We start from the raw sequence: 24,121 nt of genomic DNA on the forward strand, positions 1-24,121 counted from the left end.
ACTACATATCAAGACGGCGATCGGAACCGAGAAAACTCACCCATGTGACCTTGAGGACACTCGTGCACACTCAATGTCGAGCAGTTCCCTACCCCTTCCGGCGCCGCACCCGAAATGTGCGCAGTGCGCGCCCGCAGTCGCCGCGACGTACGCCACCGCCTCAACACATCGAGCTGAGTGGAGAGTTGACGGTCCTGGAGAGCCGTAGCCCTCTGGGGATCTCGTCGGCCGTGAGCTCGTCGAAGCAGCGAGTGGCGGAGCAGTGAGTGCCGGAACGGCGAGTGCCGGAGCGGTGAGCGATCGAGACGGCCGTCTAACGGAGTTGTGTGAGACGGCCTTGCGCGGGTCCGTCCCACTCAAGTCCGGGCAGCGGCGCTGCGGGGCGGTCGGTGGAGCGTCGGGGCGCCGGCCGGGGTGTCGGCGATCCGTAGGCGGTCCATAGGCGGTCCGTAGGCGTGGTGTCGGTGGCCGCTGCGACCTTGGGGGTGGGCCATCCGGTCCGTCCAGTCGTAGCCGTCGAGTCGTAGCCGTCCGGTCCATCTGGTCCACCTGGTCCGTCCGATTCGTCCAGTCGTAAGGGAGCCCGCCCCATGAAGTCCGTGCCGTCCGCCCCGCCCTGGGACGTCCGTCGGCTGCCGCGTGCCGAGGGACGTACCGTCCTGGTCACCGGTGGCAACGCGGGCATCGGGTACTTCGTCGCCGAGCAGCTCGCCACGACCGGAGCCACCGTCGTGCTGGGCAGCCGGGACCCGGCGAAGGCCGCGGCCGCCCTGGCCGTGCTCCGCTCCCGGATCCCCGGTGCGCGGGTGCGGGCCCTAAGGCTGGACCTCGCCGACCTCGCGTCCCTCAGGACCGCGGTGGCGTCCCTGGGGCCGCGCCTCGATGCGGTGGTCCACAACGCTGGCGTCGCCCTCGACCACCCGCCGCGGCGGGAGACGGTGGACGGCCACGAGCTGATGTTCGGCACCAACCACCTCGGGCACTTCGCGCTGACCCGGTGGCTGCTGCCGCTGCTGGCCGCCGCGCCGTCGGGCCGCGTGGTCACCATGGGGAGCTTCGCGGCGAAGACCGAGCGGCTGGACCTCGCCGACCTGGAGTCCCGGCACGACTACCGGCCCACCCGCGCCTACGGCCGGTCCAAGCTGGCGCAGATGCACTTCGGGCTCGAACTCGACCGCCGCCTGCGCGCGGCCGGCAGCGCGGTGACCAGCGTGGTCGTCCACCCCGGCGGAGCCCTGGACTCCCGCACCCCGGCCCGCCCGCCGGTGCACGTACGGACCGCCGGCGGGTGGCTGCGCGGTCTGCCCGCCGCCGTCGTCCTCCAGGGCAAGGACGCCGGGGCGTGGCCCGCCGTGCGCGCGGTGCTCGACCCGGCCGTGGCCGGTGGGCAGTTGTGGGGGCCCCGTGTCTTCGGGCTGCGCGGCACACCGCGCCGGGAGCCGGTGTGGCACCACCTGGCCGATGCCGCCGTCGCCGGCCGGCTGTGGGCGGCCAGCCGCGAGCTGACCGGCGTCGATCCCGGCGCCGCCCTCGGATAGCACCGGGCGGACGGCGGGGGACGGCGGGGGACGGGTACCCGCCCCGCCGTATTGCCCGGACGGGTACCCGCCCGCCGTACTGCCCGGACGGTGCGTCCACCTAGGGTGGACGGGCGATACAGCTTGTTCGCGTAGGGACATACGGGGGTGGCCACCATGGCACGAAAGGCACAAGCGGATCAGATACGGCGACGGCTGCGCTCCGGCACCGTCATCCTCGGCGGTATGGGCGCGCTCGCCGCGACCCTCACCTCCTGCGGGTCGGAGCCGGACAAACGCTGCGTGGATCCCAAGAGCTACGACAGCGTCCGGGGGTACCGGGTGCTCAGCGCGGCGCAGTGCGCGTCGACGAAGGGGACGTCCAGCACCACCACCGGCCGTTGGTACTACGGCTCCGGCGGCTCCGGCCGCTACGCCGACGGCGGCAGCTTCAGCAAGAGCGCGGTGGTGGAACGCGGGGGCTTCGGTTCCCGGCACGGCTCCTCGGGCGGCTGACCGCGAGATGCGCCGCCACACCATCGAGCCCCGCCCCGACTGGCAGGCCCTCGTCGAGGCGCAGGGCCTGATCTACCCGCTCACCCGGTACCCCGACGACTCGCTGCGCCCCTACTGGGACGAGAGCGCGTACTACTCTTTCTCGGCGGACGAGGTCGAGGAGTTGGAGGAGGTCGTCGAGGAGCTGCACGGCATGTGCCTGGCGGCCGCCGAGCACATCGTCACCCACGACCGGTTCGCCGACCTCGGCATCACCGATCCGCACCTGGCCGCCCGGGTCGCCGAGGCATGGCGCCGCCGCGCCGAACTGCCCTCCGTCTACGGCCGGTTCGACCTCCGCTACGACGGCACCGGCCCGGCCAAAATGCTGGAGTACAACGCCGACACCCCCACCTCCCTGGTGGAGGCCGCCAGTCCGCAGTGGTTCTGGATGGAGGACCGGTTCCCGGCCGCCGACCAGTGGAACTCGCTGCACGAGCGGCTGGTGGACGCCTGGAAGCGGCAGGCGGCCCTGCTGCCGCCGGGTGCCCCGCTGCACTTCGCGCACTCGTCCGCCGACGAGCTCGGCGAGGACCTGATGACCGTCGCCTACCTGCGCGAAACGGCCGAACAGGCCGGCCTGACGACCGAGGCGATCGCCGTGGAGGAGATCGGCTGGGACCGGCTCTCCGGCCGCTTCGTCGACCAGCGGCTGCGCTTCATCCGGGCCTGCTTCAAGCTCTATCCATGGGAGTGGCTGGCCACCGACGCCTTCGGCCCGAACGTCCTGGACACCCTCGACAACGGCGGCGCCACCGGCACCACCCTGTGGATCGAGCCCGCCTGGAAGATGCTGCTTTCCAACAAGGCGCTGCTGGCGGTCCTCTGGGAGCTCTACCCCGGCCACCCCAACCTCCTCCCCGCCTACCTGGACGGCCCCCGCGACCTGCCCGCCGGCCCCGGTTACGTCGCCAAACCGCTGCTGGGCAGGGAGGGCGAGGGCGTCACCCTCCACCCACCGGGATCCGCCGCCGTCCAGCGCGACGAACCGTGCTGCTACCAGGAGTTGGCGCCCCTGCCGGACTTCGACGGCAACCGGGTGGTGCTCGGCGCCTGGGTCGTGGCGGACGAGGCGGCCGGGCTCGGCATCCGCGAGTCGACCGGCCTGGTCACCGACGAGTACGCGCGGTTCCTGCCGCACCTCATCGCCTGAGAAATCCGGTGCGGACGCCGGGGCGCCTTGCTACGGTCGGCCGTATGCAGCGCGCTGAACTGTTCGTCACGACGACGCCGGAGAGAGTCCCGGCGCGCTGACTGCTGACCTGTGAGTCATCAAGCCCCGGGGCGAGTGCCCCGGGGCTTCGCCGTGTGGTCACTCGCTCCGGGCGACCCGCGAGGAGACCACGATGAACGCCACCCCGGTCCACGACCACCGCCGGCTCGGCCGCGAGCTGGACCTGTTCGACACCGACCCGCTGATGGGCGCCGGACTGCCCTACTGGCTGCCGGACGGCGCGGCGGTGCGGCACGCCCTGGAGGAGTACATCCGCGAGACCGAGCGCCGCGCCGGCTACCGGCACGTCTACTCGCCGGTACTCGGCAAACGCGAGCTGTACGAGATCTCCGGGCACTGGGACCACTACAGCGAGGACATGTTCCCGCCGATGGACCTCGGCGGCGAACAGGTCGTACTCCGCCCCAGCCTGTGCCCCCACCACGCCCTCATCTACCGCTCCCGCTCCCACAGCTACCGCGAACTCCCGCTCCGGCTGGCCGAGTTGGGCGGGATGTACCGCTCGGAACTCTCCGGGGTGCTCGGCGGACTCACCCGCGTACGGGCCATCCAGCTCAACGACGCGCACATCTTCTGCACCCTCGACCAGGTCGCGGACGAGACCCGCGCCGCCCTCGACCTGATCCGCCGCGCCTACGCCGACCTCGGCATCCGCGCCGCCCGCTACCGGCTCTCGCTCCCGGGGGAGGGCGGCAAGTACGTCGCCGACCCCGCGATGTGGCGGCGCGCCGCGGCCCTGCTGACCGAGGTCCTCGACGACTCCGGCGTGGCCTACGAGGCCGCCGAGGGCGAGGCGGCCTTCTACGGACCCAAGATCGATGTGCAGATCGCCGACCGCGCCGGACGCGAATCCACCCTGTCCACCGTGCAGATCGACCTCCACCAGCCGCGTCGCTTCGAGCTGTCCTACGTGGGCCCCGACGGCACCCGGCACCGGCCCGTGATGGTCCACCGCGCCGTCATCGGCAGCGTCGAACGCGCCGTCGCCCACCTCATCGAGGAGCACGGCGGAGCCTTCCCCGCCTGGCTCGCCCCCGTCCAACTCGCCGTGCTCCCGGTCTCCGAGGCCGAACTACCGCACGCCGCCGACCTCGTGCGGCGCTGCGTCGACCAGGGGCTGCGCGCGGCACTCGCCGACCCCGCACAGGGCACCCTCGGCGCCCGTATCCGCGCCGCCCGGCACGTCCCCTACCAGGCCGTCATCGGCCCCCGCGAGGTCCCCGCGGACCTCGTCGCCCTCCGGCTGCGCGACGGCCGCCGCCCGGCGCCGCTCCCCGCCGCCGAGGCGCTGGCCCGCATCGCGGCGGTGGTGACCGGACGCGGCCATGCGCTCTGGCCGGCCACCTGACCCGGGTGAGAGCCGCCGGGGCGGACGGGCCCCGGCTACTGTCGGACGGAGGATCCCTGCGGGCCGCTTACGGTGACCCGCAGGGACATCCGGTCCGCAGGGGTCATCCGGCCCGCAGGGATCGTCCGTTCCGCAGGGATCGTCCTGCGGGTCGCCGTGTCGCGCGCCCCCTCCCGCTCCCGGCCTCTCACGCCCCGAGACAGCAGCCCACGGCGTTCAGCCAGGCGTCGAGCAGCAGTGGACCGCTGAGCGAGCCGAGGCCGGGTCGCCGGGCAGGGTGCCGATCACGACGGTGGCGTAGAGCTCGTCCGAGGTGGCGACCTCGGGACGCAGCCCGCTGCGCCGGAACATCTCGACGGCCCGGGACGCCTGGCGCTCACCGGTCTCGACGAGGAGGTGGCCGCCCGGCGCCAGCCACCGCGGCGCCGCCGCCGTCACCCGCCGCAGCACGTCGAGCCCGTCCGCCCCGCCGTCGAGCGCCACCAGCGGTTCGAACTCGCGGGCCTCCGGCGGCAACAGGCCGACCTCTTCGGTGGGGACGTAGGGGACGTTGGCCGTCAGGACGTCGATCCGTCCCCGGAGGTGGTCGGGCAGCGGGTCGAACAGGTCGCCCTCGTAGACCCGGCCGTCGACGGCGGCCACATTGCGGCGGGCGCAGCGCACCGCGGCCGGTTCGATGTCGGAGGCGTGCAGTTCGACCGCGTCCAGTGCCGCGGCCAGGGCCGCCCCCACCGCCCCCGAGCCGCAGCACAGATCGACCGCCACGGTGCGCCGGCCGGTCCGCTCGGCGGCCCGGCGGCCGAGGGCGACGGCCCGGCCGAGCAGGAACTCGGTACGCCGCCGCGGCACGAAGACCCCCGGGTCCACGGAGACCCGCAGACCGCCGAACTCGGCCCAGCCGAGGACGTGTTCCAGGGGATGGCCGGCCGCCCGCCGTTCCACCATGGCGGCGAGGTCGTCCGGGGTGCGGGCCGCGGCGATGAGGAGCGCGGCCTCGTCCTCGGCGAAGACGCAGCCGGCGGCGCGGAGTCTGGTGATGACGGTGGGCCGGGACAGCTGTGCCGTCGGGTGCGGGACGGCAGCATCGGATGCGGGGGAGGGGCGGGACGACGGCGCCGGTGACGACGAGCGTGACGACGACGGTGACGGCGATGGGTGGGACGACGACATTGCTGGTGAGCCTTTCGGGATGCCGAGGGGCGCTTCCCGGGTCACGGATGTCGGGCGGTCACCTGGAATGGGTGGACGCACGGACGTGAGACGGGAGCACCTGCCTGGTCTGGCGGGGAATCGGTCTCACCTCCTTCGGGCGGTGCGTGCACGGACGAGTGCGGGCCGGCGCACGGTACGCGCCGACGGCCGGGGCCACAGTACCCGACCTGGTGATCAGGAGTCAGGAAGAGCCGTTTTCGCAGGCTGCCCACCCCGTGGATCCGGCCTGCAGCCGCCGGCCCGGAGGACGGGGTGCCCCCTCCCGAGCCGCGCTCCCCGCACTCGGACGAATGTCCGGAAACTACTTGTCAGTTTGGAAAGTTGTTGTCAGGATGGTGAGTGTCGAAAGCGTGAGCGACATGAGTCATGAACGGCATGAGTCATGAGCGACATGAGCGATGAGGGGGATGACATGGGAGAGTTCGCAGCCAGCGACGCGGCGGCCGCGCTGGCCCAGGCGGAGGCACTGGGGGCGAGGGTCCGCAAGAGCACCAAGTGGTACGTGCGGTACCAAGTCCTCTACGGCTGCGCGGCCGGGCTGTTGGTGCTTCTCATCGGGTTGGTGAAGGCCCCGTACGGGACGGTGATCGGCGGTGTGCTCTGGGCCGCCGTGGTCTCGGGGCTGTCGGTCTACGCGGCCCGACAGCGCGTAGCCCGGCGGGGGTTCGGGGTACGGCACGGCATCCTGATCGGCACCTGGGGGCTGCTCTACGCGGCGGTGCTGGTGCCCGGGGTGATGTTCTTCCAGGGCGTCGCGGCCTGGTGGGTGCCCGGTGCCGTGGTGGTCGCGCTGCCCGGCCTGATAGGCGGATACCTGGAGGCCCGGCAGTGACGGAGCCGCACAAGAAGACCATCGCGAGCACGGCGAGCACAGCGAGCACGGCGACCACGGGGACTTCGGCGACGCCGGCGACCGCGGCGACTTCGCCGACCTCGGTGACCTCGATGACTACGGAGACCGCGGACCCCGCTCCGGCGGACGGAGCCGCCCCGCGCGCCGGGAGCCATCCGCGCCACGGGTTGGACGACGTCATCCACGCCCCGGTCCGGTTCTCCATCGTGGCGACCCTGTCGGCCGCCGAGAAGGCCGAGTTCGGGTTCGTCCGGGACACCGTCGAGGTGAGCGACTCGGTCCTGTCGCGGCAGATCGCCACCCTGGAGAAGGCGGGCTATGTCGCCGCCATCAAGGGGTACGTCGGCAAGCGGCCGCGCACCTGGCTCACCCTCACGCCGGACGGCCGGGCCGCCTTCGCCGCACACTGCCGGGCCTTGCGGGCCATAGCGGGCGGCGACGCCTGACCCCGGCCGCACGCGCGACCCCGGCGCGGTGACGGCAACTGCCGCCGCGTTGGGCGTGGCTGCGGTTCCGCACGGACGCCGTCCACGGTGATCGGTTGACTTGGAGCGCGCTCCAACTCCTACTGTCGTCAACGGGTCGAGGGGTGGCGGACAGCCACCCCGGACCCGGGTCACGCCCGGCTCGGGGGTGCCCGTTCCGGTTCGCAGTACGTGCCAGGAGGTAGCAGCATGACGGAGATTCCCACCCGCCGCCTTGGGGGACTCGCGGTGTCCGCGCAGGGGCTCGGGTGCATGGGGATGAGCCACGGTTACGGCGCCTCGGACGACGATCAGTCGATCGCGACCATTCACCGCGCACTCGACCTCGGCGTCAGCCTGCTGGACACCTCCGATTTCTACGGGGCGGGCCACAACGAGGAGTTGATCGGCCGCGCGATCGCCGGTCGGCGCGACGAGGTGGTGCTGGCCACCAAGTTCGGCTTCGCCAACCAGCTCGGCCAGCCGACCGCGATCCGCGGCGACGCCGCCTACGTCCGCGAGGCGTGCGACGCCTCGCTGCGCCGACTCGGCGTCGACCACATCGACCTCTACTACCAGCACCGCGTCGACCCCGACGTGCCGATCGAGGAGACCGTCGGCGCGATGGCGGAGCTGGTCGCGGCGGGCAAGGTGCGCCACCTCGGCCTGTCCGAGGCGAGCACGGAGACCATCCGGCGCGCCCACGCGGTCCACCCGATCGCCGCGTTGCAGAGCGAGTGGTCGCTGTGGACCCACGATCTGGAGCAGGAGATCGCGCCGGTCTGCCGGGAACTCGGCATCGGCCTGGTGCCGTTCTCCCCGCTCGGCCGCGGCTTCCTGACGGGGCGATACACCTCCGTCGAGGGCCTGCCGGAGACCGACCTGCGGCGCACCCAGCCGCGCTTCGCGGACGGCAACCTGGAGCAGAACCTCACCATCGTGGCGAAGCTCGACGAACTCGCCGCCGAAAAGGGCGTCACCGCCGGCCAGTTGGCACTGGCCTGGGTGCAGCACCGGGGCGACGACGTCGTGCCGATCCCGGGCACCCGCCGCCAGAAGTACCTGGAGGAGAACCTCGGGGCGCTCACGGTGCAGCTCTCCGCAGAGGAGCTCGCCGCCATCGACGCCGCGGCCCCCGTCGGCCAGGTCGCCGGCACCCGCTACGACGCGTCGAGCATGGCCTTCGTCAACAAGTGAGCACACCCGATGAAGGCCCGGGTGGGCGTCGGCCGCCGGGAGCGCGAGCCCCGGCCGGCCGACGGCCACCGTTCCCGGGCCTCACGCCGGCGACATCACCTCGTACAGATTGCGGTCGGCGTCGCTGAAGAACAGGCCGCGGGCGCACAGGGGGTGATCGGTCCGGCCGTTGTCCGGGTGGCCCGGCCCGTTGCCGTAGGGGATGCCGGCCGACCGGAGGCGGGTGAGGATCTCGTCGAAGGTCTCGGGATCGACGTCGAAGGCCAGGTGATGGCCCGGGGGGTCCGGGACGGCCATGAAGTCGAGGGTGAGCGTCTGGTTCACCCGGACCGGGGCGAAGTGCCCGTTGCGGCCGGCCGGCGGGAGTTCCGCCAGGCCCATCACCGAGGCGAGGAAGTGCGCCGCCGCGCGGTGGTCGACGGCCGGGACGATGGTGTGGTTGAGGCTGACGGGCATCAGGCGCTCCCGGGGTCGGTGAGGGTGCCGTGCAGCAGCACGGAGATGAGTTCCTCGGGGGTGAGCGGTGCGTGGGCCGGGCCGCCCGGTGCGGGCAGCCGGCTGAAGAGCAGGCCCAGGAAGGCGGCGGCGACCCGCTCGGGGCTCAGCCGCAGCCGCTCCCGGTCCGGTTCGATCAGTTCGACCACGGCCTCCTGGAGGGCGCGGAAGGACCGGGTCCGCCCGTCCTCGGGGGGCTCGCCGTCCGCCCGCGCCTCCGGGGAGCGCAGACGGTCGCGGCGGTGCCCGGAGGCGTAGAGGCTGCCGACGACGGTGCCCATGCGCTCCAGGTGGGCGCAGAGGGCCTCGGCGGCCTCGGTGAGTCGCGCGGGCAGTGGTTCGTCGAGGGGGACGGAGGCGAGTTCGCGCAGCACGTGATCGACGCCCACCGCCTCGGCCACGCAGGCGTCCAACAACTCTTCCTTGTCCTTGAACGCGCGGAAGATCGTGGCCTCGCCGATCCCGGCGGCGCGGGCGATCCGGCTGGTGGTGACGGCCGCCCCGTCCTCCGCGACCAGCGGCAGGGCGGCTGCGACGATCATGGCCCGGCGCTGCTCGACGCTCATACCGGGGGCCCGGCGGCGGGAAGGCCGGCTCGCTGCGGAAGGTCCTGGTGACGACATGGCCCCACGCTACGGAGTGAGTACTCACTCCGTCAATGGATTCCGCGCGGGAGGCGCACCCGAAGAGCCGTCCCTAGACTTCTTCAGAGGCGAGCGGACACGAGGCCGGTGAGACCCCGAGGGGCGGCGCACCATGGAATGGAAGCTCGAACTGGTGCCGATTCCGGTGAGCGACGTGGAACGCGCGAAGCGCTTCTACAGCGAGCAGGTGGGCTTCGCCATCGATCTCGACATCCGACTCGACGACGGCGGGCGCATCGTCCAGCTGACCCCGCCCGGCTCGGGCTGCTCGATCGTCCTGGGCGCGGGCGGCGGTGTGACGCCCGTGCGGCCCGGCTCGGTGCAGGGAGTGCAGCTGGTGGTGCCCGATGTGGCCGCGGCCCGCGGCGAGTTGCTCGCCCGCGGGGTACCGGTCGGCCCCGTACAGCACGTGGAGAACGGGGCACTGGCCGACGGCCCCGGCGGGGCCTGGAACTCGTTCGTCTACTTCAACGACCCGGACGGAAACGGCTGGGCCGTCCAACAGGGGCCAACGGACCCCGCAGCCAAGGGATAACCGGGCCCCGACTGCCCTGCCCCGACTGCCCTGCTGCGACTGCCCTGCCCTGGCCGCCCTGCCTCGGCCGCCCTGTCCCCAGCCGCTCCGCCCCCGACCACTCGCCCCGGATCACACCGCATCCGGAGGGCGCCGCGCATCGGGATGATGCTGCGCATCCGGATGGCGCTGCGCATACGTGGCCTCCAGAGAGGCCATGTGCAGGCGACCCCAGGCGCCCAGCGGGGCCAGGGCCTCGTTGAGGGAGGCGCCCAGCTCGGTGAGCGAGTACTCGACCTTCGGCGGAATCTGGTCGAACACCTCGCGGTGGACGATGCCATCGGCCTCCAGCTCACGGAGCTGCTGGGCGAGCACCTTCTCGCTGATCTTCGGCAGTTCCCGGCGCAACTGGCCGAACCGGCGGGGTCCTTGGGCGAGCGCCCACAGGAGCAGGACCTTCCACTTGCCGCCGATTACGTCCACGGCGGCGTCCAGCCCGCATTCGTAGGGGCCCTTCCGCCCGCTCACGCCAACCCCCTCCACATACCCAGCAATCGGGCCACCCGGGCGCACCCGGATGCACCTCTTCGCGTCAAGTATCGACGATCGGGGTCGGGGCCGGGGTCGAGGGCCGGGGCCGGACGCCCGTACGGACGCCCGGCGCAACGTGGCCGGATCAGTTGCCGTACGGACGGGCCGTGCGGGCCTCCCGCAGAGCCACGGCCCACCACGCCAACTGGTTCAGCAGGGTGTCCGCGGCCTGGGCGGGCGGGGCCGGGTCGTGCAGCTGGCCCTCCTCGTCGAACGGGCCGGTGGTGAGCGCGAAGCTGACCGTCTCGCGCACCGTGGTGGCGTGCAACTCGGCGAAAACCAGCCGCAGTTGTTCGACCGCGCGGAGGCCGCCGGAGATTCCGCCGTACGAGACGAAGCCGACCGGCTTGGCCTGCCACTCGGCGCGCAGCAGGTCGACGGCGTGCTTGAGCGGGGCCGGGAAGGAGTGGTTGTACTCCGGCGTGATCACCACGAATGCGTCCGCCTGCTCGACGCGCTTGGCGTACGCGATGAACTCCTCGCTGCCGTACCGGAGTTCGTACGGCCGGATGACGTCCAGGTCGATCACGTCAACGGTAACGTGCGGGTGGGAGGCGCTGAGGTGCCGGGTGAACCACTCGGTGATGACCGGCGCGAACCGGCCCTCCCGGGTGCTGCCGACGATGACGGCGAGGGTGTAGCGCTCTGCGGACATGTGAGGCCCTTCGTGGCGAAGTGAGTGCAACGGCCCTGAGCCTAGAACCTCAATTTAACTTGAGGTCAAGCGGACGGGGGCGAGGAGGGGCGACTCGCCCCCCGATACCGGCCGTTACGCGCCGCGGGACGTCACTCCGCGCCGAACAGCTTCAGCAACTCCGTCTTCTGGAACATCCGGGCCGTTTCGATCGCCGACGGCGACCCGGCCGCCGGATCGGCACCGTGCGCCAGGAGGACCTTCACCACCTCGTCCTCGCCCTTGAACACCGCGCCGGCGATGGGGGTCTGCCCCCGGTCGTTGGGGCGGTCGGCGTCGCCGCCGCGCTGCAACAGGGCCTCCACGGTGGTCGGGTGGCCGTGATAGGCGGCGAGCATCACGAGGGAGTCGCCCTTGTCGTTCGTCAGGTTGGCGGGCACGCCCGCGTCCACGTAGGCGGCGACGGTGTCGGTGTCACCGTGCCGCGCCAGGTCGAACACCTTGGCCGCGAGCTGTAGCACCTCGGGGTCGTGCGCGTGCTCGATCGCCTCGGGTCCCTGCGGCTCGGAATTCGCGTCGCTCATGGTCGCCGGCCTCCTGCTGTGGTGGTGAGTATGTGTTCCGGGTGCACCGCCACTTTAGATTTCCCCGGCCCCCCACGTTGCGGATGCGGGGGCGCGGATTCCGCCGAACCGAGGAATACCGCTCACCTACGGACTCCGCCGCCGGACGCCCCGCCGACGGACACTCCGCCGCCGGACGCCCCACCGAGGGACGTCCGCCAACGTGCCCGGGCTCCAGTGTCCGGGCAGCGCCCGCGGGAAGCCCCCCACACGCCCTCAGGGCGCCCTCCGAACGCCCGCAGAACGGGCCCAGACGGGCCCGGAGCACCCTCAGAACGCCGCGCGAATCGCCCCCACCCGACTCGCGCCCCCGTGCAGCGGCACATCCTCGATGCGCGCGAGAACCGGGTCGTCGACCCCGAGCCCCCGCAGGACCCGGGCCAGGATGGGCCCCAGAGTGCGGGTCGCGCCGTCATCGATCTTGAAGGCCAGGGCCCGGCCGTCGGGCAGTGCCAGGGCCTGCACCGCTTCGGCGCCCATCTTGGAAAGCGTGCCCGGCAGGGCCCGCATCAGCCAGGTGTCCGGCCGCCGGGTGCCCGCGACGTACTCGGGGTGCGCCCGCATCGCGTCGGCCACCCGCCGCTCCGGCGTCCCCGGTTCCGCGAGGACGAAATGCCGGTAGGCCCGCGCCAGCCCCGTCAGCGACAGCGACATCAGCGGCGCCCCACAGCCGTCGGTACCGATGTGGGCGACCTCCTCGCCGCCCGCCGTGCGGACGACGTCCAGGATCAGCTGCTGGAGCGGGTGGCTCTGCTCCAGGTACGTCTCCATCGGCCAGCCGTTGAGCGCGCAGACCGCGAGCATCGCGGTGTGCTTGCCGGAGCAGTTCATGGTGAGCCGGTCCCGGACGTTGCCGGCGGCGAGGTAGTGCTCCGCCTCCTCCGGGTCCAGCGGCAGGTCCGGCGGCGTCTGGAGCTGCTCGGCGGTGAGCCCGTGCTCGGCGAGCATGGTCCGCACCAGGTCGAGGTGAAACGTTTCGCCGGAGTGGCTCGCCGCGGCCAGGGCCAGCCGCTCCTCGGAGAGGTCCAACCCGGCCCGCAGGATCGCCGCGGCCTGCATCGGCTTGTTCGTCGAGCGCGGGAAGACCGGCGCGGTGATGTCGCCCAGGGCCTGCTCGACGCTCCCGTCGGCCGCCAGTACCACCAGCGAGCCGCGGTGCCGCCCCTCGACGAAACCGGAGCGGACGACCTCGGCCAGCACCGGCGACGGCGCCGACGGGCTCGACGGCGCGGCCGCCGCGGACGACGACAGCTCGGATATCGGGGTGGACGAGGACGAGGACGAGGTCTTCGACGAGGTCACGGCCAGCCTTCCGGGGAACGGGACCCGCGCCCCGGAGGCGGCTTGTGGCCGTTCAGGACAGCAGGTCGTCTACTTGTGCTTCGCCTTCACGGTACCTGCGGGCGATTTCCGCACTGCAATCGTCGGTCGTGCGCTGGAGGGACTGGCGGCGCTGCGAGATCTGCCGCTCGTAGCGGATCAGCCGGCCCATCCCGTCGTGCAGCTCCTCGTCCGTACGGGCCGTGAGGTCCGAGAGCTCGACCTCGCCGAGCATCTCGTCGGCGAGCCGGCGGTACTCCTCGCTGTGCGGGGTGCCGAGCGTCACATGCCGGGCGGACGAGCGCTGGCGCGACGGCAGGTCGGTGAGGATTTCGGGAAGCCGGTCCAGCAGCGGCGAGTGCGACCCGGTGCGGCGGGCGATCTCGGCGCGGAGGATGTCGATCCGGCCTTGGAGCAGCCGCCGCAGATAGCTGAGGTCAGCCTCTTCCTGCTGGCAGTCGCGGCGCACCACGCGCAGCTCGGGCAGGCTCAGGCCGGACACCTCGGGGGGCCCGGCGGGGCGGAAGCGGTCGCGCTGCTGCGGGGGGCGGGCGGTCGGTGCCTGACCTGCCTGGAGCATGGGGTCGTCCTCGGTACGGGCGGGCTCTTCGGGAGCCGGCGCCGGGGTGGTGGTCGTCAGGGCGTGCGGGGCCTCCGAGGCGGTCGGGGTCTCCGGGGCGGCCGGTCTCGTACGGCCGGACGGCGGGGTGGGATCGGCCGGCGGTGGGCTGCCGGCCGGTGCCGTGCGGGCGGTTGGCACGGGGCCGGGTGTCTGTCCGGCGCCGAGTGTCGTCATGAATCGTTCCGTCCCCTCGTCCGGTGCCGCATCCAGGGCATGTTGTCCGTGAAACGCACCGCGTGCACGCATCGTGCCACTCTGTGCGGTCCGTGTGCAGGGCCATGGCACTCGAACGGCCCTTGTGGGGGTACCCACGGCGAGGCGGCGGGGCGGGCGGCATGATGGCGGGTATGCGAGCTGTGGTGCAGAGGGTGAACGGCGCACGCGTCGAGGTGGCCGGCGAAACGGTCGGGGAGATCGTTGGGGAAGGGCTGTGCGCGCTGGTCGGCGTCACGCACGACGACACTCCGGAGAAGGCCGCGCAGCTCGCCCGGAAGCTGTGGTCGGTGCGGATCCTCCAGGGCGAGAAGTCTTGTTCGGACACTGGGGCGCCGCTCCTGGTGATCAGCCAGTTCACCCTCTACGGTGACGCGCGCAAGGGCCGCCGTCCCACCTGGAACGCCGCTGCGCCGGGTCCGGTCGCCGAACCGTTGGTCGACGAGGTGGTCGCCCAGCTGCGGGCGTTGGGTGCGCAGGTGGAGACCGGGCGGTTCGGCGCGGACATGAAGGTGTCGCTGACGAACGACGGGCCGTTCACGGTGCTGCTGGAGGTCTGAACGGCCCTAGGGGGGAGGCGAACGGATTCCCTAGGGGATGCGGACGCCCCCTGCGGAGCCACAACGTGGCGGGGACGGCGGGTATTTCCTACGGGGCGCGCCCGTCCTAGGAGGCGCGAGGCACGAGGCGCACTCTTCCCACGAGGCGCGCCCTTCCTACGAGGTACGAGGCGCACTCTTCCCACGAGGCGCGCCCTTCCTACGAGGTACGAGGCGCACTCTTCCCACGAGGCGCGCCCTTCCTACGAGGCACGAGGCGCGCTCCTCCCACAAGGCGCACCCGTCCCACAAAGCGCGCCCTTCCCGCCCCACGAGGCACGACGCGCGCCCTTCCCGCCCCACAAGGCACAAGGCAAGAGGCGCGCCCACACCATCAGGCGCGCCCCCTCCGGCACCCGCTACGGCTCGACGATGACCTCCTGGGCCGCCGCGGTACCGCCCGCGATCAGTGGGGCGTCGGTCGGCACGTTGCGCTTGATCAGGGCCAGGGCGATCGGGCCGAGCTCGTGATGGCGGGCCGAGGTGGTGATGAAGCCCAGCTGGCGGCCCTCCTCGCCGTCCGCGGCCAGTCGGATCGGCGTCCCGTGCGGCGGGAGGTGGACCTCGCTGCCGTCGAGGTGGAGGAAGACCAGGCGGCGCGGCGGCTTGCCGAGGTTCTGGACCCGGGCGACGGTCTCCTGGCCGCGGTAACAGCCCTTCTGGAGGTGGACCGCGCCGCCGATCCAGCCGACCTCGTGCGGGATGGTGCGGTGGTCGGTCTCCAGGCCCAGCCGCGGGCGGTGCGCCTCGACGCGCAGCGCCTCCAGGGCGAGGACGCCGATCGCGGGGGCTCCCCCGGAGGGACCCCCGGCCGTGGCGAAGGACATGAGCTCGGCGCGGGGCAGGAAGAGGTCGCGGCCGTGCGGGGTCTCCCGTACGACGGTGCCCTCGGGCGCCTCGGTGATGGAGCCGGCCGGGAGGTGGACGACGGCGAAGTCGTCGGTGCGGTCGGCGACCTCGACCCGGTAGAAGAACTTCATGCTCTCCAGGTAGGCGATCAGCGCCTCCTGTTTACCGGGCTCGGTGTGCATCCAGGTCGTCTCGCCGTCGTCGACCAGGTAGACCGCGTGCTCGACGTGGCCGTGCGCGGAGAGGATCAGCGCCTCGGTGGCCTGGCCGGGCGGGAGTTCGCTGACGTGTTGGGTGAGCAGCAGGTGGAGCCAGCTCAGCCGTTCGGCGCCGCTGACGCTGACCACACCGCGGTGTGAGAGGTCCACGAAGCCGGAGCCGTCGGCGAGGGCGCGTTGCTCCCGGAACAGGTCGCCGTAGTGCGCGGCGACGCCTTCGTCGGGGGCCTCGGCGGGGACGGCGCCGGGCAGCGACAGCAGGGGGCTGGCGGATGAATGTCGCAGCATGGGGCCAGCCTACGACCAGGGGCGGTGGAGCTACCCGTGCCCCTTGGCGGTCCCGTCGCCCTGCGCGGCGCGGTCCGTGCAGGAGGCGCACCGGCCGAAGATCGCGAAGTGCTTCATGTCGGTGTCGAAGTCGAACTTCTCGCGGAGGGTGGCCACGAACGGTTCGGCGACCGACAGGTCCGCCTCGATGACGTCGGTGCAGTCCCGGCACACCAGGTGGATGTGGTGGTGGCGGTCGGCGAGGTGGTAGGTGGGCGCGCCGTGCCCGAGGTGGGCGTGGCTGACCAGTTCCAGCTCTTCGAGCAGCTCAAGGGTGCGGTAGACGGTGGAGATGTTGATGCCGCCGGCGGTCTTCCGCACCTCGGTGAGGATGTCGTCCGGGGTGGCGTGCTCCAGCCTGTCCACCGCCTCCAGCACCAGTTGCCGCTGCGGGGTCAGGCGGTACCCGCGCCTGCGGAGGTCGCTCTGCCAGTCGGTGGTCACCACGAGGCCAGTGTAGGAGGGCGGTCAGGCGGAGTGCACGCCCCGCAGGTAGCGGGCGAGGTCGCTGATGGCCGTGGGGTTGCGGGGGCTTTCGACGAGTTCGGCGTAGTCCATGACGTAGATGCGGTGGTGTTTGATCGCGGAGACGCCCGCGAGCGGGGCGTAGGACGTGAGGAACGCCTTCTTCTGGGCGGCGGAGGTGTCGCCGTAGTTGTTGATGACGATGACCTCGGGGTCGCGGGCGACGACGGTCTCCCAGCCGACGGTGGTCCACGAGTCCTTGAGGTCCTTCATGACGTGGTCGCCGCCGGCCTTGGTGATGATGTCGTGCGGGCCGGCGTACCTGCCGGCGGTCAGCGGCTTGTCGCGGCCGTCGTCGTAGAGGAAGACGGTGGGGCGGCGGGCCGGGGCCCGGTCGGCGGCGTCGGCGACCTGCTTCTTGTAGGTGCGGATCAGGGCCTGGGCGCGGTCCTCGACGTTGAAGATCTTCCCGAGGGTGGCGAGGTCGGTGTAGAGCGCGTCCAGCGGCGGCATCACGCCGCGGGCGCCGGCGCCGGTGCCGTTGTGGCAGGACTCGGTCAGGACGTACGAGTCGATGCCGAGCTTCTTGAGGGCGGCGGGGGTGACGCCGCTGCCCTCGCCGAAGCCGTAGTTCCAGCCGGCGAAGACCAGATCGGCCTTGGCGTCCAGGGCGATCTCCTTGGTGATGGCCTTCTTGGACAGCCAGGGGACCTTGTCGTAGGCGGCCTTCCAGGGGACCTTGGTGAGGTCGCCCTTGTCGTCGGGCATGACGTAACCGGCCATCCGGTCCTCCAGGCCCAGCGCGAACATGATCTCGGTGATGCCGACGTCGTTGGTGACCACGCGGCGCGGGGCCTGCGGATAGGTGGTCCGGGTACCGCAGTTGGTGACGGTGACGGGCCGGTGCCCGGAGGCGCGGTCGTCGGTACCGGCCGGCTCCTTGGCCACCTGGGCGCCGCAGCCGGTGAGGGCGAGGGCCAGGGCGGCGAGCAGGGCGGCGGGGCGGGTGCGGCGGCGGGCGGTGCGCGGAGCGTTCGTCATGGGGTCCCTCGGGGTCCTCAGGAGGCGGGCAGGCGGTCGAACAGCAGCTGGACGGCGCCGGTTTCGGGGTGGCGTACGCGGTGCGCGCGGACGCCGAAGACCTCGGCGAGCAGCTCGGCGGTGAGGACGTCGTACGGCGGGCCGGAGGCGACGATCCGGCCGTCGGCGATGACGTGCAGTTCGTCGCAGTGCACGGCGGCCAGGTTGAGGTCGTGCAGTGCGGCCAGGACGGTCAGGCGGCTGTCCCGGACCAGCGCCAGGACCTCCAACTGCTGGGCGATGTCGAGGTGGTTGGTGGGTTCGTCGAGGACCAGCACCTGCGGTTCCTGGGCCAGTGCGCGGGCGATCAGGACCCGCTGCTTCTCGCCGCCGGAGAGGCGCAGGAAGCCCCGCTCGGCCAGGTGGGCGGCGCCGACCCGGGCCAGTGCCCGGTCGCGGATCTCGCGGTCCGCGGCGCTGGGCCGCCCGGAGCCGCGCTGGTGCGGCAGCCGTCCCATCGCGACGACCTCGGCGGCGGTGAAGTCGAAGTCGGTACCGCCCTCTTGGGGCAGCGCGGCCAGCAGCCGGGCGGCCTCCCGGGCGGTCAGCGCGTGCAGGTCGGTGCCGTCCAGGTGGACGGCGCCGGCGGCCGGCCGCAGGGCGCGGTAGACGCAGCGCAGCAGGGTCGACTTGCCGCTGCCGTTGGGGCCGACGAGCCCGATGAGCCGTCCGCTGCCGGCGGTCAGGGTGACGTCGTGGACGAGCCGCCGCCCGGCCACCGCCACCGACAGTCCGGTGATGTCGAGTCGCATCAGGCACCGCCTCCGAAGGTGTAGCCGCGCCGCCGCATCAGCAGCACGAAGCAGGGGACGCCGAGCACCGCGGTGATCACCCCGACGGGCAGTTCCACGGGCGCCAGCAGCACCCGGGAGAGCAGGTCGACCCAGACCAGCAACACCGCGCCCAGCAGCGGGGCGACGGCCAGTACCCGGCGGTGGTCGGCGCCGACCAGCATCCGGGTGGCGTGCGGCACCATCAGCCCGACGAAGCCGATCGCGCCGCTGACCGCGACCACCGCGCCGGTGGCCGCGGCGGCGACCACGAACAGTTCGCGGCGCAGCCGTTCGGGGTCCACGCCCAGCGCGGCGGCGGTCTCGTCGCCCATGGCCAGGGCGTTCAACCGGCCGGCGGAGAGCAGGAGATGGGCGAGGGCCGCGGCGACGGCGCACGCGGCGATCGGGACCGAGCCCCAGCCGGCCCCGCTGAGGCTGCCGAGCAGCCACATCATCGCCGAGCGGGCCGCCTCGCCGCGGTCGGCGGTGAACACCATCAGGGTGGTGACCGCGGAGAAGCCGTAGTACATCGCGGTGCCGGTCAACACCAGCCGCATCGGGGTGAGCCCGTGGGCGGTCCGGGCGGCCGCGTAGACCAGGGCCATGGCGAGCAGCGCGGAGAGGAACGCCGAGACGGACAGCGCCCAGACGCCGAGCGCGCCGAGCGCGCCGAAGAGCAGGACGGCGTTGGCGCCGACCGCCGCGCCGGAGGATATGCCGAGCACGAAGGGGTCGGCGAGGGCGTTGCGGACCAGGGCCTGGACGGCGACGCCGATGGCGGAGAGCCCGGCGCCGACGACGGCGGCGAGCACCGCGCGGGGGAACCGCAGTTCCCAGACGATGGTGTACGCGGCGACCTCGTCGGGCCGGATGGTGCCGCCGGTCAGTCCGGCGCCCAGATAGCGCAGCACCTGCGGCCAGCCGATCCCGGCGGCGCCGAGGGCGGTCCCGCACAGCAGGGAGCCGAGCAGGACGGTGGCGAGCGTGACGGCCAGGGGGAGGGGGCGGGCGGGACGTGCCAAGGGTGGTCAGGCCTTCGGCTCGGGCCGCGTGCGTACGGAAAGGAGCGGCGGCCCAGGTGCCCCTGGCGCTGGCGGCGTCCCCTCGCAGTCCACGGCGAGTTGGTGAGGATCCGGCGCCGCCGCGGGTGATCGGGCTTGCGGAACGGGTCCCCTGGCGGGGCGTCCGCTTACCGTTGCGGGTCAGCGCCGGACTCTCACCGGACTTCCCCCGCGGGGCGCGTCATGGAGTTGTGGTGCGGGCCGGGCGGCCCGCCGGGGCCCCGGCGGCAGCCGGGGGAGGGGCTCAGCCCTCGTACGGTGTGCCGTCCGGGCGGAAGAAGGAGACGCCGTCCGGCATGTCGTCGGGCAGGCTCTCGGCCCACTCCTTGAGGTCGGCGACCTTCTTCAGCTGCGCGGACATGTACGGGCGCAGCGGGATCTCGGGGGTGGACTTCTCGCCGACCCACATCAGGTCGCCGTTGACGTAGCCGTAGAGCCGCTTGCCGCCGCTGTACGGGCCGGCCGCGGCGGTCCGCGCGATGGCGTCGGTGGCCAGGTCGATCTGCGGCTTCTTGTCGGCCAGCTCGCCGTACCAGATCTCGACGACGCCCTGGTCGCGGGTCATCACGACCTCGACCTTGCGGTCCGCGTCGACCCGCCAGAAGCCGGTCTCCGTTTCCAGCGGGCGGACCTGCTTGCCCTCGCTGTCGAGCACCCAGGTGTGCGAGGTGTATTCGAGGAAGTCGCGGCCGTCGTGGCTGAAGATGACTTCCTGGCCGAAGTTGCACTTCTCGGCGCCCGAGAAGTCGAAGACGCCCGCGCCCTCCCAGCGGCCAAGGAGGAAGGCGAGAGGCACCAGGGACGGGTTCAGGTCGGACGGGATCTCGATCATCAGCTCAGGCGATCTGTAGTGCTCCGAAGGGGGCGCGCGAAGCGCTCCTACGAAGGGCGGCGGTGGGCGACGGAACCGACAGGGGTGCGCGAAGCGCTCCTGCGAGGGCGCCGGTGGGCGACAGGTGGGCGGTCAGCGCTGGCCCTGGTACAGCTTCTTCCAGGTCAGCCCGGCGAACGCGATCACGCCGACGGCGACCAGAACCAGCAGGGTGGTGAAGAATGCCTCAAGCACGAGCGCGCTCCTTGGGCGGAGGGTGAGGTGTTACGGACCGCCTGCGAGTCTAGTCGGCACCTTCGGCGGCGGCGCTGTGAGGTCCGCCGAGGGGCTGCGTCCGGTCGTCGGACTCCCGCAGGGCGTGCGCGGCCCGGCGGCCCGGTCGCCCCTACGCTTGGCCCATGGCGAAGAAGCTGGTGATCAAGGTGACGGCGGGCGCTGACGCACCCGAGCGGTGCTCCCAGGCGTTCACGGTGGCGGCGGTGGCGGTGGCCAGCGGCGTCGAGGTGTCGCTGTGGCTGACCGGGGAGTCGGTGTGGTTCGCGCTGCCGGGACGGGCGGCGGAGTTCGAGCTGCCGCACGCGGCGCCGCTGCCGGACCTGATCGACGGGATCCGCGCGGGCGGCGGGGCGATCACGGTCTGCACGCAGTGCGCGGCACGGCGCGGTATCGAGGAGAAGGACCTGATCGAGGGGGCCGGCATCGCCGGTTCCCAGCTGTTCGTCAGCGAGATCATGCCGGACGGCGTGCAGGCGCTCGTCTACTGAGCGGATGGGTCCGGGGCGCGGGCCGGGACGAGCGGACGGGCCTTGGGGCCCGAGGGCCCGTCCGGTGGATCAGGGTCGGACCGGCCCTAGCTCCGGCGGCGGTCCTCGTCGTCGCGGTCGTCCAGCTCGCGCCACCAGCGGTCGGACTCCGGGTCGCCGGACTCGTCCCACCAGCGCTCGCCCGGCTCCCGGTGGTTGCCGACGACCGCCGCGACGGGCGGGATGACCATGGCGACGATGCACATCGCGACCGCGGCCGGCACGGACCACAGTCGCACCACGCTCCACGCCAGCACGAACAGCACCAGGCACACGCCCATCAGGGCGAAGTACCGGCGGTGGCGGCGCTGCGGCGGGGTGGGCCGACGATGCGCATGCGCGTACATAAGTCCACGGTAAGTCCGTGGCGCCCCGGAAAGAAGCCCGGCGGGGCGGCCCTTACGGGCGGCCCTCCGCACCGGGACGGCGCGGAGGGCCGCACCCCTCAAGCCAAGGCGTCCAAACCCCTGGGGTGCGGCCCTCCGGCCGGACGGACCCGGGTCGCGGGTCCGCGTCACGCGTGCCGTCAGACGGCGATGGCGACCTCCGCCAGCCCGCCCTTCTGGGCGACGACCGTACGGTCCGCGGTGCCGCCCGGCACGAGCGCACGCACGGTCCAGGTGCCCTCGGCCGCGTAGAAGCGGAACTGTCCGGTCGCGGAGGTGGGAACCTCGGCGGTGAATTCGCCGGTGCTGTCCAGCAGGCGGACGTAACCGGTGACGGGCTGGCCGTCGCGGGTCACGTTGCCCTGGATGGTGGTCTCACCGGGCTTGATGGTCGAGGCGTCCGGGCCGCCGGCCTGTGCTCCACACATAGGGGTACTTCCTTGAGGGGTAGAGAAGGGGGCTCTCGGGGTTACTTGTTGGCGCCGAGCTCGATCGGGACGCCGACCAGCGAGCCGTACTCGGTCCAGGAGCCGTCGTAGTTCTTGACGTTGGTCTGGCCGAGCAGCTCGTGCAGCACGAACCAGGTCAGCGCGGAGCGCTCACCGATCCGGCAGTAGGCGATGGTGTCCTTCGCCAGGTCGACGGCCTCCTGCTCGTAGAGGGCGGTGAGCTCGTCGTCCGACTTGAACGTGCCGTCGTCGTTGGCGTTCTTCGACCACGGGATGTTGCGGGCGCTGGGTACGTGGCCGGGGCGCTGCGACTGCTCCTGCGGGAGGTGGGCGGGGGCCAGCAGCTTGCCGCTGAACTCGTCGGGGGAGCGGACGTCGACCAGGTTCTTGGCGCCGATCGCGGCGACGACGTCGTCACGGAAGGCGCGGATCGAGGTGTCCTGGGCCTTGGCCTGGTACTCGGTGGCCGGGCGGGCCGGGACCTCGGAGCCGTCGACCAGGTCGCGGGAGTCCAGCTCCCACTTCTTGCGGCCGCCGTCGAGCAGCTTGACGCTGTCGTGGCCGTAGAGCTTGAAGTACCAGTAGGCGTAGGACGCGAACCAGTTGTTGTTGCCGCCGTAGAGGACGACGGTGTCGTCGTTGGCGATGCCCTTCGCGGAGAGCAGCTTCTCGAAGCCCTCCTGGTCGACGAAGTCGCGGCGGACCGGGTCCTGGAGGTCCTGCTTCCAGTCGATCCGGACGGCGTTCTTGATGTGGTTCTTGTCGTAGGCCGAGGTGTCCTCGTCGACCTCGACGAGGACGACCTTCGGGTCGTCCAGGTTGGCCTCGACCCAGTCGGCGTCTACCAGGACGTCGCTACGGCTCATGTTCTTCTCTCCTCCGGGGCAGTTGCGGGGGGCGGTTTTGAGGGGTCCCACGGGTACTCCCAGCCGGCGCGGCGCGGTGAGGGCGCGCGGCGCTGTACGGGGACTCGTGAGGGGCGGCCTGAGGGTGCGGCCGGCCGGGGCGACGGGAGCGAACAGCCCGTCAGGCAGGGCGACAGAGCATGGCGGCGACACGGCACAGGTCGACTGCCCGCCGCTTCGTCAGTACCGCCTGTCCCCGTGGAAGGAGACCGCTCAATGCGCTCTGCATGGCTCCGATCGTAGGGACGGAGAGCGCGGCATGTCACCGGTGTGTCAAATGCCGAGATGTGATTGTCCGCGATGTGGGATACGTGGCCCGGGAACATGGGTGCGCGGCGCCCGTGGGGGCGCCGCGCAGGTGGGGGGTCTGGTGTACGGACCGGGGTGTCTCAGGGTGTGGACGGGTGGTGGTCCGGTGGGGCGGTCCGCCACCCGTCGGGGCAGGTCAGCCGGTGAGCTTCACGTTGGTGCCGGACGCGGTGACCGTGATCCCCTGCGCGGTCGTGGTGACCTTCTCCAGCTTCAGGCTGCCCGGCAGCTGGTCCAGCTTCCAGCCGTGGTCGGTCTGGCTCCGCACCTTGCTCTCGCAGCCGGGGAGCGCCCGGCACATCGCGGGGATGCTGTCGGCCCGCACCTGGACGGTGTCGCCGTGGACGATGTTGATCGTGCCGGTGACGTCGAACGAGCTGAGCAGCGGGACGTTCGGGGAGATCTTGACCTGGGGGTGGCCGTCCTTCTCGCCGCCGTAGGAGATCTTGACGCCGCCGCCGGCCGCGTTGGTCATGTCCGCATAGCTGATCTCGGCGGTGGCGGTGGCCGAGGCGGCGCTTTCGATGGAGGTGAAGTCGCTGGTCAGCGCGACGTCGTGGAACTGCGCCGAGAGGTGCTTGAGGGTCAGCGTGCGGCCCTCGGAACGGGCCGCCACGTGGTCGAGGTCGGCGTCGACCTCGTCGAGGTTCCGCCCGGCGACCTGGGTCAGGAACGGGAAGCCCTTGATGGAGACCTCCGGCGTCGAGGTGATCCCCTGCATGCTGCGGAGCTTGTCCGCGGCCTTGCTCTCGGCGAGATTGACCGCGACGCGGTCCGCTGCCACGAACAGCCCGCCGAATATGACGACGAGCACCAGCAGCACCTTGAGTGCGCGCATCGAACCACTACCCCCACTTGTCACGGACGGGCCGGGGTCCGCCCCGGCCGGTTTCGTTCAATCCGGTACGCGGGCCCCTGGGGGCTGTCCGACGGGCCCGCATGGGCCACGCTGGCCCGTCGGACAGCCCCCAGCCCGCGCTCCGGGAACCCTAGACGACCCGGTCGGAAGAACGGGAGCGGCGGCCGTAC

At 72.2% G+C, this 24,121-nt stretch carries 29 protein-coding genes and 1 riboswitch; of the genes, 10 read left to right on the top strand and 19 right to left on the bottom strand.

All coding sequences use genetic code 11. The annotated features are described in order from the left end of the window. Window positions 1-590: 590 nt before the first annotated feature. The 4 genes from ACFVT2_RS41270 (at window position 591) to thrS (ending at window position 4,654) form a co-directional block, all read left to right on the top strand. Window positions 591-1,538 carry an SDR family NAD(P)-dependent oxidoreductase gene (locus ACFVT2_RS41270; protein ID WP_390027030.1) on the top strand — a complete coding sequence of 316 codons (948 nt, stop codon included), beginning with the start codon at window positions 591-593 and terminating at the stop codon, window positions 1,536-1,538. Between the two features lie 156 nt (window positions 1,539-1,694). Then, window positions 1,695-2,033 carry a hypothetical protein gene (locus ACFVT2_RS41275; protein ID WP_390027033.1) on the top strand — a complete coding sequence of 113 codons (339 nt, stop codon included), beginning with the start codon at window positions 1,695-1,697 and terminating at the stop codon, window positions 2,031-2,033. 7 nt (window positions 2,034-2,040) lie between these two features. After that, a complete protein-coding gene (locus ACFVT2_RS41280) occupies window positions 2,041-3,225 on the top strand; it encodes a glutathionylspermidine synthase family protein (RefSeq protein WP_390027036.1) in 1,185 nt (394 codons plus the stop codon). Window positions 3,226-3,418: 193 nt separating this feature from the next. Continuing rightward, window positions 3,419-4,654: a threonine--tRNA ligase gene (thrS, locus tag ACFVT2_RS41285; RefSeq protein ID WP_390027039.1), complete on the top strand. Its 1,236-nt coding sequence runs from the start codon at window positions 3,419-3,421 to the stop codon at window positions 4,652-4,654. 216 nt (window positions 4,655-4,870) lie between these two features. On the opposite strand, the gene ACFVT2_RS41290 is transcribed toward thrS, so the two are convergent. Beyond that, complete coding sequence (locus tag ACFVT2_RS41290; RefSeq protein ID WP_390027042.1) at window positions 4,871-5,824, bottom strand: putative protein N(5)-glutamine methyltransferase; 954 nt, start codon at window positions 5,822-5,824, stop codon at window positions 4,871-4,873. A 454-nt stretch (window positions 5,825-6,278) separates the two neighbouring features. Here ACFVT2_RS41290 and ACFVT2_RS41295 point away from each other — a divergent pair, with 454 nt between their 5' ends. The 3 genes from ACFVT2_RS41295 (at window position 6,279) to ACFVT2_RS41305 (ending at window position 8,380) form a co-directional block, all read left to right on the top strand. Further along, a complete protein-coding gene (locus ACFVT2_RS41295; RefSeq protein WP_390027045.1) occupies window positions 6,279-6,698 on the top strand; it encodes a hypothetical protein in 420 nt (139 codons plus the stop codon). A gap of 113 nt (window positions 6,699-6,811) precedes the next feature. Then, window positions 6,812-7,165, top strand: a complete 354-nt coding sequence (locus ACFVT2_RS41300; protein ID WP_390027047.1) for a winged helix-turn-helix domain-containing protein — start codon at window positions 6,812-6,814, stop codon at window positions 7,163-7,165. 228 nt (window positions 7,166-7,393) lie between these two features. Continuing rightward, window positions 7,394-8,380, top strand: a complete 987-nt coding sequence (locus ACFVT2_RS41305; RefSeq protein ID WP_390027050.1) for an aldo/keto reductase — start codon at window positions 7,394-7,396, stop codon at window positions 8,378-8,380. A gap of 81 nt (window positions 8,381-8,461) precedes the next feature. Here the strand turns inward: ACFVT2_RS41305 and ACFVT2_RS41310 are convergent, their stop codons facing one another. Together ACFVT2_RS41310 and ACFVT2_RS41315 are read right to left on the bottom strand one after the other, a co-directional pair. Beyond that, window positions 8,462-8,836, bottom strand: coding sequence for a VOC family protein (locus ACFVT2_RS41310; RefSeq protein WP_390027052.1), 375 nt, complete (start codon window positions 8,834-8,836; stop codon window positions 8,462-8,464). Continuing rightward, entirely contained in the window at window positions 8,836-9,417 is a 582-nt protein-coding gene (locus ACFVT2_RS41315) for a TetR/AcrR family transcriptional regulator (RefSeq protein WP_390027104.1), read from the bottom strand. Before ACFVT2_RS41315 ends, ACFVT2_RS41310 begins: the two co-directional genes overlap by 1 nt. Before the next feature lie 214 nt (window positions 9,418-9,631). Here ACFVT2_RS41315 and ACFVT2_RS41320 point away from each other — a divergent pair, with 214 nt between their 5' ends. Continuing rightward, window positions 9,632-10,054, top strand: coding sequence for a VOC family protein (locus ACFVT2_RS41320; protein ID WP_390027055.1), 423 nt, complete (start codon window positions 9,632-9,634; stop codon window positions 10,052-10,054). Between the two features lie 111 nt (window positions 10,055-10,165). Here the strand turns inward: ACFVT2_RS41320 and ACFVT2_RS41325 are convergent, their stop codons facing one another. From ACFVT2_RS41325 to ACFVT2_RS41345, 5 genes are all read right to left on the bottom strand, one after another. Continuing rightward, complete coding sequence (locus ACFVT2_RS41325; protein WP_390027057.1) at window positions 10,166-10,561, bottom strand: winged helix-turn-helix transcriptional regulator; 396 nt, start codon at window positions 10,559-10,561, stop codon at window positions 10,166-10,168. Between the two features lie 148 nt (window positions 10,562-10,709). Then, entirely contained in the window at window positions 10,710-11,279 is a 570-nt protein-coding gene (locus ACFVT2_RS41330) for an NADPH-dependent FMN reductase (protein ID WP_390027060.1), read from the bottom strand. Window positions 11,280-11,410: 131 nt separating this feature from the next. Continuing rightward, on the bottom strand, window positions 11,411-11,842 hold the full coding sequence (locus tag ACFVT2_RS41335; RefSeq protein ID WP_390027063.1) for an ankyrin repeat domain-containing protein: 432 nt from the start codon (window positions 11,840-11,842) through the stop codon (window positions 11,411-11,413). A gap of 309 nt (window positions 11,843-12,151) precedes the next feature. Further along, window positions 12,152-13,183 carry an asparaginase gene (locus ACFVT2_RS41340; protein WP_390027065.1) on the bottom strand — a complete coding sequence of 344 codons (1,032 nt, stop codon included), beginning with the start codon at window positions 13,181-13,183 and terminating at the stop codon, window positions 12,152-12,154. A 52-nt stretch (window positions 13,184-13,235) separates the two neighbouring features. Continuing rightward, the gene (locus ACFVT2_RS41345; RefSeq protein ID WP_390027068.1) at window positions 13,236-13,997 is read right to left on the bottom strand and encodes an ABC transporter substrate-binding protein; all 762 of its coding nucleotides are present in this window, start codon (window positions 13,995-13,997) and stop codon (window positions 13,236-13,238) included. Between the two features lie 173 nt (window positions 13,998-14,170). Here ACFVT2_RS41345 and dtd point away from each other — a divergent pair, with 173 nt between their 5' ends. Next, on the top strand, window positions 14,171-14,596 hold the full coding sequence (gene dtd, locus ACFVT2_RS41350) for a D-aminoacyl-tRNA deacylase (protein WP_390027070.1): 426 nt from the start codon (window positions 14,171-14,173) through the stop codon (window positions 14,594-14,596). A gap of 398 nt (window positions 14,597-14,994) precedes the next feature. Here dtd and ACFVT2_RS41355 read toward each other — a convergent pair whose 3' ends face one another. From ACFVT2_RS41355 to ACFVT2_RS41380, 6 genes are all read right to left on the bottom strand, one after another. Next, window positions 14,995-15,990: a YgfZ/GcvT domain-containing protein gene (locus ACFVT2_RS41355; RefSeq protein ID WP_390027073.1), complete on the bottom strand. Its 996-nt coding sequence runs from the start codon at window positions 15,988-15,990 to the stop codon at window positions 14,995-14,997. A 30-nt stretch (window positions 15,991-16,020) separates the two neighbouring features. Further along, complete coding sequence (locus ACFVT2_RS41360; protein WP_390027076.1) at window positions 16,021-16,476, bottom strand: Fur family transcriptional regulator; 456 nt, start codon at window positions 16,474-16,476, stop codon at window positions 16,021-16,023. 21 nt (window positions 16,477-16,497) lie between these two features. Beyond that, complete coding sequence (locus ACFVT2_RS41365; RefSeq protein ID WP_390027079.1) at window positions 16,498-17,535, bottom strand: ABC transporter substrate-binding protein; 1,038 nt, start codon at window positions 17,533-17,535, stop codon at window positions 16,498-16,500. 17 nt (window positions 17,536-17,552) lie between these two features. Next, window positions 17,553-18,326, bottom strand: coding sequence for an ABC transporter ATP-binding protein (locus tag ACFVT2_RS41370; RefSeq protein WP_390027082.1), 774 nt, complete (start codon window positions 18,324-18,326; stop codon window positions 17,553-17,555). Next, the gene (locus ACFVT2_RS41375; RefSeq protein WP_390027085.1) at window positions 18,326-19,369 is read right to left on the bottom strand and encodes a FecCD family ABC transporter permease; all 1,044 of its coding nucleotides are present in this window, start codon (window positions 19,367-19,369) and stop codon (window positions 18,326-18,328) included. The genes ACFVT2_RS41370 and ACFVT2_RS41375 overlap by 1 nt, the downstream gene beginning before the upstream one ends. 123 nt (window positions 19,370-19,492) lie before the next feature. After that, a riboswitch (cobalamin riboswitch) is annotated at window positions 19,493-19,578 on the bottom strand. A gap of 74 nt (window positions 19,579-19,652) precedes the next feature. Then, window positions 19,653-20,240 carry an FABP family protein gene (locus tag ACFVT2_RS41380; RefSeq protein ID WP_390027088.1) on the bottom strand — a complete coding sequence of 196 codons (588 nt, stop codon included), beginning with the start codon at window positions 20,238-20,240 and terminating at the stop codon, window positions 19,653-19,655. A 398-nt stretch (window positions 20,241-20,638) separates the two neighbouring features. Here ACFVT2_RS41380 and ACFVT2_RS41385 point away from each other — a divergent pair, with 398 nt between their 5' ends. Further along, entirely contained in the window at window positions 20,639-21,004 is a 366-nt protein-coding gene (locus ACFVT2_RS41385) for a DsrE family protein (protein ID WP_100606066.1), read from the top strand. A gap of 86 nt (window positions 21,005-21,090) precedes the next feature. Here the strand turns inward: ACFVT2_RS41385 and ACFVT2_RS41390 are convergent, their stop codons facing one another. The 5 genes from ACFVT2_RS41390 to ACFVT2_RS41410 form a co-directional block, all read right to left on the bottom strand. Then, window positions 21,091-21,390, bottom strand: coding sequence for a DUF3099 domain-containing protein (locus ACFVT2_RS41390; protein WP_390027090.1), 300 nt, complete (start codon window positions 21,388-21,390; stop codon window positions 21,091-21,093). Between the two features lie 179 nt (window positions 21,391-21,569). Next, a complete protein-coding gene (locus tag ACFVT2_RS41395; protein WP_390027092.1) occupies window positions 21,570-21,857 on the bottom strand; it encodes a DUF1416 domain-containing protein in 288 nt (95 codons plus the stop codon). A 41-nt stretch (window positions 21,858-21,898) separates the two neighbouring features. After that, complete coding sequence (locus tag ACFVT2_RS41400) at window positions 21,899-22,744, bottom strand: sulfurtransferase (protein WP_390027095.1); 846 nt, start codon at window positions 22,742-22,744, stop codon at window positions 21,899-21,901. Window positions 22,745-22,904: 160 nt separating this feature from the next. Further along, a complete protein-coding gene (locus tag ACFVT2_RS41405; protein WP_390027098.1) occupies window positions 22,905-23,012 on the bottom strand; it encodes an Ms5788A family Cys-rich leader peptide in 108 nt (35 codons plus the stop codon). Window positions 23,013-23,228: 216 nt separating this feature from the next. After that, on the bottom strand, window positions 23,229-23,930 hold the full coding sequence (locus ACFVT2_RS41410; RefSeq protein WP_390027101.1) for a DUF2993 domain-containing protein: 702 nt from the start codon (window positions 23,928-23,930) through the stop codon (window positions 23,229-23,231). Window positions 23,931-24,121: the final 191 nt, after the last annotated feature.

Source organism: Streptomyces sp. NPDC058000 (assembly GCF_042886435.1).
Classification (GTDB): domain Bacteria; phylum Actinomycetota; class Actinomycetes; order Streptomycetales; family Streptomycetaceae; genus Streptomyces.

Bases quoted from the DNA above. Each gene is read 5' to 3' on its own strand.
- ACFVT2_RS41270 (WP_390027030.1), top strand. From the start codon at position 591: ATGAAGTCCGTGCCGTCCGCCCCGCCCTGGGACGTCCGTCGGCTGCCG.
- ACFVT2_RS41275 (WP_390027033.1), top strand. From the start codon at position 1,695: ATGGCACGAAAGGCACAAGCGGATCAGATACGGCGACGGCTGCGCTCC.
- ACFVT2_RS41280 (WP_390027036.1), top strand. From the start codon at position 2,041: ATGCGCCGCCACACCATCGAGCCCCGCCCCGACTGGCAGGCCCTCGTC.
- thrS (WP_390027039.1), top strand. From the start codon at position 3,419: ATGAACGCCACCCCGGTCCACGACCACCGCCGGCTCGGCCGCGAGCTG.
- ACFVT2_RS41290 (WP_390027042.1), bottom strand. From the start codon at position 5,824: ATGTCGTCGTCCCACCCATCGCCGTCACCGTCGTCGTCACGCTCGTCG.
- ACFVT2_RS41295 (WP_390027045.1), top strand. From the start codon at position 6,279: ATGGGAGAGTTCGCAGCCAGCGACGCGGCGGCCGCGCTGGCCCAGGCG.
- ACFVT2_RS41300 (WP_390027047.1), top strand. From the start codon at position 6,812: ATGACTACGGAGACCGCGGACCCCGCTCCGGCGGACGGAGCCGCCCCG.
- ACFVT2_RS41305 (WP_390027050.1), top strand. From the start codon at position 7,394: ATGACGGAGATTCCCACCCGCCGCCTTGGGGGACTCGCGGTGTCCGCG.
- ACFVT2_RS41310 (WP_390027052.1), bottom strand. From the start codon at position 8,836: ATGCCCGTCAGCCTCAACCACACCATCGTCCCGGCCGTCGACCACCGC.
- ACFVT2_RS41315 (WP_390027104.1), bottom strand. From the start codon at position 9,417: ATGATCGTCGCAGCCGCCCTGCCGCTGGTCGCGGAGGACGGGGCGGCC.
- ACFVT2_RS41320 (WP_390027055.1), top strand. From the start codon at position 9,632: ATGGAATGGAAGCTCGAACTGGTGCCGATTCCGGTGAGCGACGTGGAA.
- ACFVT2_RS41330 (WP_390027060.1), bottom strand. From the start codon at position 11,279: ATGTCCGCAGAGCGCTACACCCTCGCCGTCATCGTCGGCAGCACCCGG.
- ACFVT2_RS41335 (WP_390027063.1), bottom strand. From the start codon at position 11,842: ATGAGCGACGCGAATTCCGAGCCGCAGGGACCCGAGGCGATCGAGCAC.
- ACFVT2_RS41345 (WP_390027068.1), bottom strand. From the start codon at position 13,997: ATGACGACACTCGGCGCCGGACAGACACCCGGCCCCGTGCCAACCGCC.
- dtd (WP_390027070.1), top strand. From the start codon at position 14,171: ATGCGAGCTGTGGTGCAGAGGGTGAACGGCGCACGCGTCGAGGTGGCC.
- ACFVT2_RS41355 (WP_390027073.1), bottom strand. From the start codon at position 15,990: ATGCTGCGACATTCATCCGCCAGCCCCCTGCTGTCGCTGCCCGGCGCC.
- ACFVT2_RS41365 (WP_390027079.1), bottom strand. From the start codon at position 17,535: ATGACGAACGCTCCGCGCACCGCCCGCCGCCGCACCCGCCCCGCCGCC.
- ACFVT2_RS41370 (WP_390027082.1), bottom strand. From the start codon at position 18,326: ATGCGACTCGACATCACCGGACTGTCGGTGGCGGTGGCCGGGCGGCGG.
- ACFVT2_RS41380 (WP_390027088.1), bottom strand. From the start codon at position 20,240: ATGATCGAGATCCCGTCCGACCTGAACCCGTCCCTGGTGCCTCTCGCC.
- ACFVT2_RS41385 (WP_100606066.1), top strand. From the start codon at position 20,639: ATGGCGAAGAAGCTGGTGATCAAGGTGACGGCGGGCGCTGACGCACCC.
- ACFVT2_RS41390 (WP_390027090.1), bottom strand. From the start codon at position 21,390: ATGTACGCGCATGCGCATCGTCGGCCCACCCCGCCGCAGCGCCGCCAC.
- ACFVT2_RS41395 (WP_390027092.1), bottom strand. From the start codon at position 21,857: ATGTGTGGAGCACAGGCCGGCGGCCCGGACGCCTCGACCATCAAGCCC.
- ACFVT2_RS41400 (WP_390027095.1), bottom strand. From the start codon at position 22,744: ATGAGCCGTAGCGACGTCCTGGTAGACGCCGACTGGGTCGAGGCCAAC.
- ACFVT2_RS41405 (WP_390027098.1), bottom strand. From the start codon at position 23,012: ATGCAGAGCGCATTGAGCGGTCTCCTTCCACGGGGACAGGCGGTACTG.
- ACFVT2_RS41410 (WP_390027101.1), bottom strand. From the start codon at position 23,930: ATGCGCGCACTCAAGGTGCTGCTGGTGCTCGTCGTCATATTCGGCGGG.